Origin of the sequence: Pseudomonas kulmbachensis (genome assembly GCF_963681935.1) — a bacterium.
In the GTDB taxonomy this organism is placed as follows: Bacteria; Pseudomonadota; Gammaproteobacteria; order Pseudomonadales; family Pseudomonadaceae; genus Aquipseudomonas; species Aquipseudomonas kulmbachensis.
Genome location: NZ_OY817088.1, coordinates 4,299,867 through 4,312,608, shown reverse-complemented (window position 1 = coordinate 4,312,608; position 12,742 = coordinate 4,299,867). Strand labels below are relative to the sequence as shown.

The 12,742-nt window shown below is 58.5% G+C and carries 15 protein-coding genes; 8 read left to right on the top strand and 7 right to left on the bottom strand.

Features of this window, described 5'->3' with window-relative positions; genetic code table 11:
* Positions 1–17 precede the first annotated feature (17 nt).
* Positions 18–728, bottom strand: a complete 711-nt coding sequence (gene folM, locus U5A05_RS19925; RefSeq protein ID WP_261739598.1) for a dihydromonapterin reductase — start codon at positions 726–728, stop codon at positions 18–20.
* 89 nt (positions 729–817) lie between these two features.
* On the bottom strand, positions 818–1,387 hold the full coding sequence (locus U5A05_RS19920; RefSeq protein ID WP_261739597.1) for an antibiotic biosynthesis monooxygenase: 570 nt from the start codon (positions 1,385–1,387) through the stop codon (positions 818–820).
* 323 nt (positions 1,388–1,710) lie between these two features.
* On the opposite strand from U5A05_RS19920, the gene U5A05_RS19915 reads away from it, so the two are divergent.
* Entirely contained in the window at positions 1,711–2,643 is a 933-nt protein-coding gene (locus U5A05_RS19915) for a MerR family transcriptional regulator (RefSeq protein ID WP_321834485.1), read from the top strand.
* A 6-nt stretch (positions 2,644–2,649) separates the two neighbouring features.
* Here U5A05_RS19915 and U5A05_RS19910 read toward each other — a convergent pair whose 3' ends face one another.
* Both U5A05_RS19910 and U5A05_RS19905 read right to left on the bottom strand, forming a co-directional pair.
* Positions 2,650–3,255, bottom strand: coding sequence for a hypothetical protein (locus U5A05_RS19910; protein ID WP_261739590.1), 606 nt, complete (start codon positions 3,253–3,255; stop codon positions 2,650–2,652).
* Positions 3,256–3,313: 58 nt separating this feature from the next.
* Positions 3,314–3,781, bottom strand: coding sequence for a PAS domain-containing protein (locus tag U5A05_RS19905; protein WP_321834483.1), 468 nt, complete (start codon positions 3,779–3,781; stop codon positions 3,314–3,316).
* Between the two features lie 110 nt (positions 3,782–3,891).
* Between U5A05_RS19905 and U5A05_RS19900 the strand changes: the two genes are divergently transcribed.
* Positions 3,892–4,347, top strand: coding sequence for a flavodoxin (locus U5A05_RS19900; protein WP_261739588.1), 456 nt, complete (start codon positions 3,892–3,894; stop codon positions 4,345–4,347).
* Here U5A05_RS19900 and U5A05_RS19895 read toward each other — a convergent pair.
* Positions 4,328–5,224 carry a LysR family transcriptional regulator gene (locus U5A05_RS19895; protein ID WP_261739587.1) on the bottom strand — a complete coding sequence of 299 codons (897 nt, stop codon included), beginning with the start codon at positions 5,222–5,224 and terminating at the stop codon, positions 4,328–4,330. The genes U5A05_RS19900 and U5A05_RS19895 overlap by 20 nt on opposite strands.
* A gap of 99 nt (positions 5,225–5,323) precedes the next feature.
* Between U5A05_RS19895 and U5A05_RS19890 the strand changes: the two genes are divergently transcribed.
* Positions 5,324–5,710, top strand: coding sequence for a CidA/LrgA family protein (locus U5A05_RS19890; protein WP_321834481.1), 387 nt, complete (start codon positions 5,324–5,326; stop codon positions 5,708–5,710).
* Positions 5,700–6,386 carry an LrgB family protein gene (locus U5A05_RS19885; protein ID WP_321834480.1) on the top strand — a complete coding sequence of 229 codons (687 nt, stop codon included), beginning with the start codon at positions 5,700–5,702 and terminating at the stop codon, positions 6,384–6,386. Before U5A05_RS19890 ends, U5A05_RS19885 begins: the two co-directional genes overlap by 11 nt.
* Before the next feature lie 449 nt (positions 6,387–6,835).
* On the opposite strand, the gene U5A05_RS19880 is transcribed toward U5A05_RS19885, so the two are convergent.
* On the bottom strand, positions 6,836–7,630 hold the full coding sequence (locus tag U5A05_RS19880) for an IclR family transcriptional regulator (RefSeq protein WP_261739584.1): 795 nt from the start codon (positions 7,628–7,630) through the stop codon (positions 6,836–6,838).
* Between the two features lie 164 nt (positions 7,631–7,794).
* Between U5A05_RS19880 and hmgA the strand changes: the two genes are divergently transcribed.
* The 4 genes from hmgA to U5A05_RS19860 all read left to right on the top strand — a co-directional run bounded on the left by hmgA (position 7,795) and on the right by U5A05_RS19860 (position 12,360).
* Positions 7,795–9,099 carry a homogentisate 1,2-dioxygenase gene (hmgA, locus tag U5A05_RS19875; RefSeq protein WP_321834479.1) on the top strand — a complete coding sequence of 435 codons (1,305 nt, stop codon included), beginning with the start codon at positions 7,795–7,797 and terminating at the stop codon, positions 9,097–9,099.
* Between the two features lie 3 nt (positions 9,100–9,102).
* Entirely contained in the window at positions 9,103–10,407 is a 1,305-nt protein-coding gene (gene fahA / locus U5A05_RS19870) for a fumarylacetoacetase (protein WP_321834478.1), read from the top strand.
* A gap of 11 nt (positions 10,408–10,418) precedes the next feature.
* Positions 10,419–11,057 carry a maleylacetoacetate isomerase gene (maiA, locus tag U5A05_RS19865; RefSeq protein ID WP_321834477.1) on the top strand — a complete coding sequence of 213 codons (639 nt, stop codon included), beginning with the start codon at positions 10,419–10,421 and terminating at the stop codon, positions 11,055–11,057.
* Between the two features lie 277 nt (positions 11,058–11,334).
* On the top strand, positions 11,335–12,360 hold the full coding sequence (locus U5A05_RS19860) for a Leu/Phe/Val dehydrogenase (RefSeq protein WP_261742493.1): 1,026 nt from the start codon (positions 11,335–11,337) through the stop codon (positions 12,358–12,360).
* Here U5A05_RS19860 and U5A05_RS19855 read toward each other — a convergent pair.
* Positions 12,357–12,728 carry a MerR family transcriptional regulator gene (locus U5A05_RS19855; RefSeq protein WP_261739579.1) on the bottom strand — a complete coding sequence of 124 codons (372 nt, stop codon included), beginning with the start codon at positions 12,726–12,728 and terminating at the stop codon, positions 12,357–12,359. The two genes, U5A05_RS19860 and U5A05_RS19855, sit on opposite strands and share 4 nt — an antisense overlap.
* Positions 12,729–12,742: the final 14 nt, after the last annotated feature.

Sequence of the window (12,742 nt, the reverse complement as noted above, 5' to 3'; positions counted from 1 at the left end):
CTTCCTCGCGGGACGGCTTATTTTAGATGCCGGCCGCCATTGACGGTCAGGGTAGTGCCGGTCACATGGGGGTTATCCAGCAGATAGCGCAGGCTCTGGTAGATCACCTCGGCACCGGGCTCGATGCCCAGTACGGATTTGGCCAGCGCTTTGGTGCGGTACGCCGCATCGTCGTCAGGGTTGAACAACAGCATGGCCGGGGCGATGCCGTTGACTTTGATCCGTGGTGCCAGTTTAGCCGCGAACGACAAGGTCAGGCTTTCAAGCCCGGCCTTGGTCGCGCAATAGGCAATGTGCTTGCTGCTGCCCTTGCGCGTCACATCATCGCTGATATGCACAATGTCCGCCGGGCTCGAGTGCTTGAGCAGTTCGCTGCAATGCAGGTTGATCAGGTACGGCGCGAGCATGTGCACGCTGAACATTTGCATGAAGGCGCTGGTTTCTGTGCCTGGCGTTTCTGCCAGCCAAGCTGAGGCGTTGTGGACAATCGCGCGCAAGCTGGGGGTGTGGTTTTTAAGACGCTCGATAAAATCAAGAATGCCGGCCTCGGTCGAGAAGTCGGCAAACAACGCAGTAGCGCCCAGGTCACGTAGGGTTTGCACCCCGGGTTTTTCGCTGCGATAGCTGAAAATCACCGGGTAGCCGTCTGCCAGCAATTGCTGCGCACAGTGCAGGCCAATACGTTGGCCTGCACCGGTGATCAGGATCGGAGCTGAAGAAGTGGGCATGACGGACTCAGTGCACAAAAGCCGGAAACAGTCGCGGCGCAGTGGCAAAACTATACCAGCGTGCGCGACATAACGCCCAAGCCCGAGTTTTAGTTGCGCTGTGTCGCAATCGTGTTGCGCATGGGTTTGCCCGGCGTGCTGTGCAGCCAGCTGGCAAGCAAGTGCGTAGACAGTGGAATAAACAGATAAACCATCAGCGGTGTCAGGGCCAGAGTGCTGACCAGTACCCGTGGCAACAAACTCAACTCGCCCAATAATGGTGCGCACACAAAGTTGAACAATAGCGAGACAGGGAAAAATGCCAGCCAGATGGCAACGGCTTGCTTCCAGCGCGGTGGTCGCTGCCCGGCAGCGCCAAACCAGCCGTCGATACCGCTGACACGGTGCTCGGAAGGGTCGGCGAACAAGTCGCTGCCGCGTAGCAACCAAGCTTTGCGCGAGACCGAATGCTCCCAGGCGTGCAGGGTGGATTCGTCGGCAAAGCGGAAAATGATTTGAAACTCGTCATCGCCTGCAGGCGGAGCCAATACGCCGGAGCCCAAATAACCGGGAAAGTCCGTGGCCAACTGTTCGCCTTCATGCAGCCAGGCAATTAATTCCTGATAGCGACCTTTGGCGACACGGCGCGCAACCATCAACGTGACAGGGGAGGTAGACATTGTGTATCTCCATGAGGCTAATGCTGCCCGGGTAGGGCAGACACAAAACACAGCGCCGGGGTGGTGGCCTGTGTGATGAAAAACAAGCAAGGATTGTTCCTGAATACCAATCGCCTGAACTTGTGTAGCAGCTGCCGAAGGCTGCGTTCGATTGCGAAGCGATCGTAAATACTGAGTTCTTGAACTGACTGGCACACCGCAGAGCCTGACTTTACGGCGGCTTTGCCGCCGGACGCAGCCTTAGGTCGCTGTTACGAGTGCGGGGCATTTATGCAAGTTGGAGCGTAGAATGCGCCCATCTATCTCAAACCGTTGCCCTCCCGATGCCCGTGATTACTGACGCTGAGCCGATTACACAGGCTGATGATTGCCAAGACCTCTACCCGATCCGGGAAGTCGCCAGACTCACTGGCATCAACCCGGTAACCCTGCGCGCCTGGGAGCGGCGTTATGGTTTGATCGAGCCAAAACGCACCGAAAGTGGGCATCGCCTGTATTCGGTGACCGATATTGGGACAATTCGTCGGGTAATGGACTGGCTGGAGCGTGGGGTTACGGTAAGCAAAGTCGCGCAACTGCTCGCCAGCAACACGGCCTGCGACGACCCGCAACCGGTCGCCAACGAATATGCCGAATGGCAGAGCCGCATTAGCAGCGCCCTTGCTGCATTCAATGAACCTGAGTTGGAACGCCTCTATGGGCAGGTTTTTTCCAGTTACCCGGCAGAAGTGGTGTTTCAGGGGGTTTTTCTGCCGTTGTGGCAGCAACTGCTGAAAACCCGGGATGTTTTTGGGCGTACCAGCGAGTGGCTGCTGCTGGACGGTTTTTTGCGCGGGCGGGTGCAGCACCGTCTGCAATTGCAGGCGATGGATGCCCGGCAGTGCGTGGTTGTAGTGGCAATGCCTGAGCTGTGCCACGAGCTGGAGTTGCTGGTGGCAGGCTTGCTGTTGACCCGCAGTGATCGGGTCGTCAGGGTTTTGGCCATCGGTCAGCCACTGGATGAGCTGTCTCTTGTTTGCGACAGGCTTGAACCGCAGGCCGTTGTGCTGTTTGCCAACCATGCGCTGAACACGGCGCAGCACCGCAGGCTGGAGCGGCTGGCGCAGGCCTTGAATTGTTCGGTGTCATTGGCCGGGGAGGCGGCAAATGTGGCCCAGGAGGCGCTGGCGGGATCATCCATTGGCTGCCTTGGCAGTGAGGCGCGATTGATGAACCAGCGGCTGGACGCTGATCTCAAGGCAACGCAGGGCAGTTGATCGGAGTCAGATGTGCAGGCTCGGATGCGCCAGGCGGTGTTGCTGCAGGATGTACTGGCGCAACTGTTCGATTTCGCCTTTGTCACGCTGGCTTAGCCGATATGCGTAAAAGCCCAGCTCAGTCTTGCGTTCCAGCGTGCCGCGCAGAGCGATCCGCTCATATCCGTCGGGGCTGAACCACTGCGCAAACTGGCGGGGCGGCCGGCTGTCGTGACGCATTTCAACCAGAACGCCTTTGAACGAAATTTCGGTTATCCACAGATGCCCGGCTTTGCCCCGGATATTTTCCAGCGGCACCGGTTCGGCCAGCGTCAGGCGCCAAGGGCGAGCCTTTGGCCCGTCTTCGAAGATACTCGGAGCACCCAGTTGCAGATGTTGGGCATGGAATTCGTCTTCGACCAGACGCAGCGGAAAACTCATTTGCTGGTTGGCAAATTGCGCCTGGATCGTGACCTGTTCATGGGCCGCCAGGCGTGTCAGCAGATCACGGATTTGTGACATTCCGTTGAGCATCAGGCTGGACGACGCATCCCGCGAATTCAGCAGCGGGTTCTGATGCATCGTTTGGATGAAATCCAGCTCGTCCTGAGTCAAAAGGGAATCATGAGACATGGATGGGGCTCAAAAAAGGGTATGAAAATTCGTCACAGTGAGTATCAGACCGCTATTTCTACGTTTTGTTTAATCCGCTCGTCGCCTTGAGCGCTTGCAGTTCGGCCTGTACTGCGGCCAGTTGGGCTTCGAGCTGGGCGACACGCTGCTGGGCCTTGACCTGCTGGGTGACATCTTTTTGCACGCCAATAAAGTACGTCAGCTTGTCGTTCTCGTTGAACACCGGGGTGATCGACAGCTCATTCCAGAAATGCGTGCCGTCCTTGCGATAGTTGCGCAGCACCTGGCGGGTTGGCTGCCCGCTGGCGATGGCTTCGCGGATCAACTGCAGGCCAATCTGGTCGCGGTCGCCCGCCTGCAAAAAACGGCAATCCTGATACAGGATGTCTTCGCGGTTGTAGCCGGTGAGGGCTTCAAACGCGTTGTTTACATAAATCAGAATGTTGTCTTCGCCCTCTTGTTCGGCAACCACAATGCCGTCCTGGGACGCGTCTACCATGCGTTGCAACAAACGGGAGTTGATCATTGTGCGATTCTCTTTAGTCGAACAGATTCAAGGATGTTAAGGCATCGGTACGTGAGTGGCGTATCACCTGCTAGTATCCCAGCCTTTTAGTCAGTTACAGGATCAGATTGATGAAAGTCGCCATCCTTTCCGGCTCGGTGTACGGCACCGCTGAAGAAGTCGCCCGCAATGCCAAGCAACTGCTTACCGATGCCGGTTTTGAGGTTTTGCTCAATACTCGCGCCACCCTGGCCGATATTCAGGCGTTTGCTCCCGAGGCTTTTTTGGCCGTGACCTCGACCACTGGCATGGGTGAGCTGCCGGACAACCTTGTGCCGCTGTACAGCGCCATCCGCGATCAGTTGCCAGCCGCCTGGCGCGGTCTGCCCGGCGCCGTGATCGCGTTGGGTGACGAGAGCTACGGCGACACTTTCTGTGGCGGTGGCGAACAGATGCGCGAACTGTTCGCCGAGCTTGGTGTGCGTGAAGTGCTGCCGATGTTGCGTCTGGATTCCAGCGTCACGGTTACTCCTGAAGAAGACTCCGAACCGTGGGTTGCAGACTTGATTAAAGCACTGAACCCATAACCGGTCGTTCACGCAGCAGCTCAAGCCAGGCTTGAGCTGCCCGTGACAAATACGCGCCGTCGCGCCAGATAAACGCGATATCCCAGCGCAGGGAGTCCGGCGCCACAAGCTTGACCCGAACCACGCCGGGGCGCTCCAGAGCACGGGCAACCACGCTGGGCAGCAACACCACGCCTTGGCCTGCGGCTACCAGTGCCACCAAAAAATCCGCCTGGCCACTGCGTCCGCCTTCCTTGGGGGTAAAGCCTGCTTGCTGGCAAGCCTTGAGCACGCGGTCGTTGAGCATAAAACTGCGTTGGTAGAGCAAAAATGGCGTGTCGGCCAATTGCTCGAGGCGCACGCTGGGGCCTTCTGAAAGCGGATGATCGGCCGGGATCAAGACATCCAGCGGCTCGTCGCAAAAAGGTTGGTAAGCAAACGTGGGGTTTTTCGGGGTCAGACTACCGCCCAACTCCAGTTCACCACTCAAAACCGCCTGCTCGATATTCAGACTCCCTTCTTCCAGCAACTGCACTTGAATATTCGGATAGCGCCGCCGGTATTCTGCAAAGAGCCCGGCGAACAGTGTGTTACTGCCCAGCAGCGGCAGGCCGACCCGCAGCTCGCCCCGGGTCAGATGGCTCAAGTCGTCGAGCTCACTCAGCAACTCCTGATGCAAACGCAGCATACCTTCGGCCCGCTGCAACACCACCTTGCCCGCAGCCGTCAGCCTGACCTGTGAACCCAGCCGGTCAAACAGCGGCGTGCCGAGGCTGTGCTCAAGTTGCGCCACCTGCTTGCTCACCGCTGATTGGCTGATATGCAAGTTGTGAGCGGCTGGAGTGAAGCCGCCAAGGCGTGCGACTTCAACAAAGGTGCGCAGGTGTTTGAATTCCATGTGCGTGATTCCATTTTGGAATGGCTATAAGTCTGACAATTCGTTTTCGGGATGGTAGCAGGCTCTTTAAACTGAGGGTCTGTCTGGAATGGAAACATCATGAAACGCTTCGATGTAAAACGCTTGGGTCGTTTGCTCAGTGAACTGGCCGTGTTGTTGGCGCTGTACTTTCTGGGCTGCCAACTGGCGGCCTGGTGGCACTTGCCAATACCGGGAGGGGTTGTGGGTATGGCGCTGTTGTTGCTGGCGTTTGCTCTGGGCTGGGTCAAGCCTTCGACCCTGCAACTGGGCGCTGGTGCATTGATGGCGGAAATGCTGCTGTTTTTTATTCCCGCACTGATGAGCTTGCTCGATTACGGCGTAATTGTGCGCGATGACGGTTGGCGCATCCTGTTGGTGATTGGCGTCAGCACCTTGCTGGTGATGGTAGTCACGGCGTTTACCGTGGAAGCAGTGTGCCGCTGGAGAGTGCGCCATGAAGTTTGAACTGATGCCCATGTTCTGGCTGGCGCTCACGCTGGGGAGTTATGGCTTTAGCCGCTGGCTGTATCGGCGCACCGGGCGTTATCTGCTGTCACCGCTGATCCTGGTGCCGGCCATGTTGCTTGCCGTGGCTGTGCCGTTGCACACGGCGTATGCCGAATACTCCCGCAACACGCATTGGCTGATGCTGGTCTTGGGGCCGGTAACAGTGGCCTTCGCCGTGCCGATCTGGCAGCAGCGCAAGTTGCTGGCCCGGCATTGGGTGGCGTTGCTGCTGGGGATGCTGGCGGGCAGCGCGTCGTCTATTGCCAGTTCTTTCTGGTTGGCCAAGGCGTTGTCACTCGACACTGCGTTGACGATGTCATTGGTGCCGCGCTCCATCACTACCCCGTTTGCCATGCCGCTGGCGCAAGACCTGGGTGGCGTGCCCGAGCTCACGGCGGTGTTTGTAATGTTTACCGGAGTATTCGGCGCATTGCTGGGCGGCATCCTGCTCAAGTGGTTGCCGCTGCGCAGCAGCCTGGCCCGAGGCGCACTGTTCGGCATCGGCGCCCACGGTGCAGGTGTGAGCCGCGCCCGTGAAGTGGGCAGCGAAGAAGGATCGGTGGCGGGGCTGGTGATGGTATTGACCGGCATCCTCAACCTGTTCGCGGCGCCGTTGCTGAACATGGTGTTTTAACCATAAATGCATCCCTTGCTTTTGTGGGAGCTGGCTTGCCTGCGATGGCATCCCACGGTTTTGCCTGACGGACTTCATCGCCTGTATCGCAGGCAAGCCAGCTCCCACAGAAGACGCGCTTGGATTATCGCAGGCATAAAAAAGGCCGCTGAAAACAGCGGCCAAAGAAGACGTTCATCAAGGAGCTACAAATCAACGTCAGGGTAAATTGGGGGGCAGAGTCGATGCGACTCAATGCGTTGGACGTGTGTCCGTGCTGGAAAGTTCGACAAGAATAAGGGCTCGCCCGCTGCGGAGTAAGCCCGCTTTGCGACAATCTCTTTTACAGCTTCGACAACAGTTACAGTGCGAAAAAACGTCTGTGGCTCAAGGGTTTGGTCGCTTCGACGGATAGCCAGGATCTGCTCGATGAAGCTAAATTCGTATGGATGTTTTGATAGCGTTCGTCGTCAGTCCGGCTGATACCCCATCCGCCAACTGATGGCCTGGCTCGCAGCCAATAAACGTTTGGCTGCGGGCCCGTTTTCATCGGCATGGAACAGCGACGTTGGGCCTACTACGGTCAGTACGCCCGCCACCTTGGCAGTCGCATCGAACACCGGGGCCGATAGCGCATCGACGCCGGGCATCAGCAAGCCGTGTACGAAGTGCAATCCACGCTGACGGATTTGCTCGCAGAGCCGGGTGTAGGCCTCGGGTTTTTCCAGGGGGTGCACCAGATCGGTTTTCAACTCCAGTTCACGCAAGTCAGCGGTTTCGCGATCCGGCAAAAAGGCGTTGAACACCAACCCTGTGGATGAACTCAGCAGCGGTAGAACCGAGCCCAATTGAGTGACCACCGTAATTGCCCGCACCGCAGGTTCGATATGCACCACGGTCGCGCCCTGATTGCCCCATACGGCCAAAAAGCAGGTTTCATTCAAGTCATCACGCAGCTCGGCCAAGGGCAGGGCGGCGACTTTCAGCACATCCATACTGTTGAGCGCGGCCAACCCTACGCGCAACGCCTCGCGCCCCAGCCCGTAATGGTTGGTGGCGATGTTCTGTTCGGCAAACCCGCTGGCAATCAGCGCCTGTAAATAGCGATGCACCTTGCTGGCGGGCATCTGCACGTGTTCGGCCAGACGCGACAGTGACGTCGAGGGGGACAGCTCGGCCAGGGCCTTGAGGATGTCTGTACCGACTTCGGCTGAGCGCACTTTTTGCTTGCCGGCACTGTCGTTGCTGCTGCGGGTCTTTTCCATGGTGATGCTTATATCTCGGGACGAATGGGCGTCTTTATAGCTTGACGCTTAATACCAATCAAATTACGTTATGCGTAATTGAATTACGATAAAAATAACGCAGCGACGCGCAAACTGTTTCACTGCAGCGCGCGGTCAACTGTCTTCTCCACTTTGGAGGCTCCATGAACCTCGACGCGTCTTCGCCAGCCCTTGGCTATCAATCCGGGTTTGGCAACGAATTCAGCAGCGAAGCACTGCCCGGCGCCTTGCCGGTTGGTCAGAACTCCCCGCAAAAAGCCCCGTACGGTTTGTACCCCGAATTGTTCTCTGGCACTGCGTTCACCATGGTTCGCAGCGAGGCGCGGCGCACCTGGATGTACCGCATCCAGCCTTCCGCCAACCATCCGGCGTTCGTCAAGCTGGAACGGCAATTGGCCGGTGGTCCGCTGGGCCCGGTGACGCCTAATCGCTTGCGCTGGAACCCGTTGCCGATCCCAGATGACGCCACGGATTTTATCGACGGTCTGGTAGGCATGGTGGCCAATAGCGGGTCGGAAAAACCCTCGGGTATCAGCATTTATCATTACCGTGCCAATACCTCGATGCAGCGGGTGTTCTTCAATGCTGACGGCGAGTTGCTGCTGGTGCCAGAACAAGGCCGCTTGCGCATTTGCACCGAGCTGGGGCGTCTGGATCTGGCGCCTTTGGAGATTGCGGTAATCCCTCGAGGTCTCAAATTTCGTGTCGAGCTGCTTGACTCGCAGGCGCGTGGTTACGTCGCTGAAAACCACGGCGCGCCGCTGCGCCTGCCCGACCTTGGGCCGATTGGCAGCAACGGCCTGGCCAACCCGCGTGATTTTCTGACCCCGGTTGCGCATTACGAAGACACGCGCCAAAACACGGTTCTGGTGCAAAAGTTTCTGGGCGAGCTGTGGGGCTGCGAGCTGGATCATTCGCCGCTTAACGTCGTCGCGTGGCATGGCAATAACGTGCCGTACAAATATGATTTGCGCCGTTTCAACACCATCGGCACCGTCAGTTTCGACCATCCTGACCCATCCATTTTTACAGTTCTGACCTCGCCGACCAGTGTGCCGGGCTTGGCCAACCTGGACTTCGTGATCTTCCCGCCGCGCTGGATGGTGGCTGAAAACACCTTCAGGCCACCCTGGTTCCATCGCAACCTGATGAACGAGTTCATGGGCCTGATCCAGGGCAGCTACGATGCCAAGGCCGAAGGCTTTCTGCCCGGTGGCGCGTCGCTGCACAGTTGCATGAGCGCCCACGGCCCGGACGGCGAAACCTGTACCAAAGCGATTGCGGCCGAACTGCAACCGAGCAAAATCGATAACACCATGGCCTTTATGTTCGAGACCAGCCAGGTGTTGCGCCCAAGCCGTTTTGCCCTCGAATGCCCGCAGCTGCAATCCAATTACGACGCTTGCTGGGCCACGCTGCCCGTGACCTTCACCCCGAATCGGAGATAACCCATGACCCAGTCCACTTTCCCCCGTAGCTGGATCACCTCCGCCAACGGTCACAGCGACTTCCCTCTGCAGAACTTGCCGATGGGCATCTTCAGCATTGATGGCTCGGCTGCGCGCAGCGGGGTTGCCATTGGCGATGCGATTTTCGATCTGGAAGCCGGGTTGGCGGCCGGTCTGTTTGAAGGCCAGGCCAAAGTGGCGGTAGAGGCCTCGTTGGGCGGCGCGTTGAATGCCTATTTTGCGTTGGGCCGCAGTGCCCGCGTTGCCCTGCGTGAGCGCTTGCTGGAATTGCTGAGCGAAGGCAGTACCCTGCGCGGAAAAATCGAAGCCCAAGGCGCCAGGCTGCTGCCGCTGGCGGCCGATTGCCAACTGCATTTGCCTGCCAAAATCGGTGACTACACCGACTTTTATGTAGGCATCGAGCACGCTAAAAACGTCGGCAAACTGTTCCGCCCCGACAACCCGCTGTTGCCTAACTATAAATATGTGCCGATTGGTTATCACGGTCGTGCCTCGACCATTCGTGCGTCTGGCGCCGAAGTCCGTCGCCCTAAAGGGCAAACCTTGGCAGCCGGTCAGACCGAGCCGACCTTTGGCCCGTGCGCACGTCTGGACTACGAGCTGGAACTGGGGATCTGGATTGGTCAGGGTAACGACATGGGCGACTCGATCCCGGTCAGCGAAGCGGGCGAGCACATTGCCGGTTTCTGCCTGCTCAATGACTGGTCGGCCCGCGATATCCAGGCCTGGGAATACCAGCCGCTTGGCCCGTTTCTGTCCAAGAGCTTTATCACCAGCATCTCGCCTTGGGTCGTGACCGCCGAAGCGCTGGAGCCGTTCCGCCGTGCGCAACCGTCCCGTCCCGAAGGTGATCCGCAGCCGCTGGCCTATCTGCTGGATAGCAGGGATCAGTCCAGTGGTGCGCTGGATATCGAACTTGAAGTGCTGCTGCTGACTGAATCAATGCGTGAGCAAAATCTGCCAGCCCATCGCCTGGGCTTGAGCAACACGCTGAACATGTACTGGACCGCTGCACAGTTGGTGGCCCACCACAGCGTCAACGGTTGCCAGTTGCAGTCCGGCGATCTGTTTGGTTCGGGTACCTTGTCGGGCCCGGACCGCTCGCAGCTGGGCAGCCTGCTGGAAATCACCGAAGGCGGTAAACACCCGATCGAGCTGGCTTCGGGCGAGGTACGTAAATTCTTGGAAGATGGCGACGAAATCATCCTGCGTGCCCGTTGTACCCGCGAAGGCCATGCCTCCATCGGTTTTGGCGAGTGCCGGGGCAAGGTCGTCGCCGCGCGCTAAAGGAGCGGGTCATGGAACTGTTTACGTATTACCGTTCAACGTCATCTTACAGGGTGCGGATCGCGCTGGCGCTTAAAGGTCTGGATTATCAGGCAGTGCCGGTCAATCTGATCGCGCCGCCTGGCGGTGAACACCGCCAGGCGGCGTATCTGGAGGTCAACCCGCAAGGCCGTGTACCTGTTCTGCGCACCGATGAGGGCAGCGTGCTGACCCAATCGCCAGCGATCATCGAGTATCTCGAAGAGTGCTACCCGCAGGTGGCGCTGCTGTCCCGGGACCTTGTCACCCGTGCGCACGAGCGGGCGGTGGCGGCGCTGGTGGCCTGCGATATCCACCCGCTCCACAACGTCAGCGTGCTCAATCAACTGCGCCAATTGGGGCAGAGCGAAGAGCAGGTGGTGCAGTGGATCAGTCACTGGATCACTCAAGGGCTGGCGGCCATTGAGCAGCTGATTGGTGATGATGGATATTGCTTCGGGGCCGAGCCAGGGTTGGCGGATGTGTATTTGATCCCGCAGTTGTATGCCGCGCAGCGGTTCAACGTCGCGTTGACGCCGTACCCGCGCATTACCCGGGTGGCGGCACTGGCAGATAAACATCCGGCGTTTATCAAGGCGCATCCGGCCAATCAACCCGATACCCCTGCCTGAAGGAAGCGCAACAGGTAGCAGCTGCCGAAGGAACGAGGCTGCGTTCGGCGGCGAAGCCGTCGTAAACCCTGAGGGCCGAGTTTAACTGATACACCGCAGCGTCTGATTTTGCGACTGCTTCGCAGCCGAACGCAGCCTCGTTCCTTCGGCAGCTGCTACGTTCTGCGGGTTATGTCCGAAATCGTGAAAACCGCGCAGGCTTATTCCTGCGCACTTCAACGATTTTTTTGGCGCCGCCTATACTGGCGAATACCCATAATCGTTCGAGGGCCTGATGATGTTTGCTCTCATGCAAAGCGCTCAGTTGGAGTCGCTGCACCTTAGTGTGGACCCCGTTACAGGCCTCAAGGCGGTTATTGCCATTCATAACACTCGCCTGGGCCCGGCGCTGGGTGGCTGTCGTTACCTGGCGTATCCGAACGACGAAAGTGCTGTGAACGATGCTATCCGTCTGGCTCAAGACATGAGCTACAAGGCGGCGCTGGCCGGCCTGGCAGTCGGGGGTGGGCAAGCCGTGGTTGTGCGCGCGGCTCATGTCGAGAGTCGTGCGGCCCTTTTTGAGGCGTTTGGCCGCTGTGTCGATCAGTTGGACGGGCGTTATATCACCGCGATCGACAGCGGCACCTCTACCGCCGATATGGATTGCATCGCCCAACACACCCGACACGTGACCAGCACCACTGCGGCAGGCGACCCTTCGCCACATACAGCCATGGGGGTGTTTGCCGGTATTCGCAGCACCGCGTCATCGCGCTTGGGCAGTGACAACCTGGAAGGTTTGCGGGTTGCGGTTCAGGGCTTGGGTAAGGTCGGTTACGCGCTGGCTGAGCAACTGCATGCGGCGGGTGCCGAGTTGCTGGTCTGCGATACCGACCCCGGTAAAGTACGTCTGGCCATGGAACAACTGGGTGCGCATCCCATTGCCTGCGAAGCCTTGCTCAGCACGCCGTGCGACATCCTTGCGCCGTGCGGCCTGGGCGGTGTGTTGAACTGGCACAGTGTGGCGCAGCTGCGCTGCTCGGCCGTGGCCGGGTGTGCGAATAACCAACTGACCAATCTGCAAGTAGCCGATCAACTCGAACGGCGGGGTATTTTGTATGCGCCCGATTACGTCATCAATTCCGGCGGGCTGATCTATATGGCGCTGACCCATCAGGATGCTGCGCCCGAGGCCATCAACCAGCAGTTGTTGCAGATCAGCCAGCGCCTGACCGGCATCTATGCTCACGCCCAGGCCGAAAAGCGCTCACCGGCACGGGTCTCGGATGAGCTGGCGCAACGGTTGTTGTACCCAAAGGATTAAAAGCAGGCTAAATCCAGTTTTGGCGCGTCTACAGCAAACCGTGTTTCAAATTCCACTAGCCCCGCATGCACTTGCTGCAATGCCTCAATCTGGCTCATCACAGCGTGTTTTTTGCGGGCGATGGCGTCGTTCACCACTTCCCATGGCAATGTCTGGCCACGGTGTTGATCAAGAATTGCCTGCATTTCCTTGAGCTTGAAGCCCAACTGCTGCGCGCATTTGATAAACATCAGCAGTTCAACACTTTGCTCGCTGTAGACGCGATAGGCGCCACGGCGTTGCGCGGGTGGTAACAGGCCTATGTCTTCGTAATGGCGAATGCTTTTGATGGTGGTGCCCGACAACTGGGCGGCTTTGCCGATGTACATGAAAAATCCTTTTA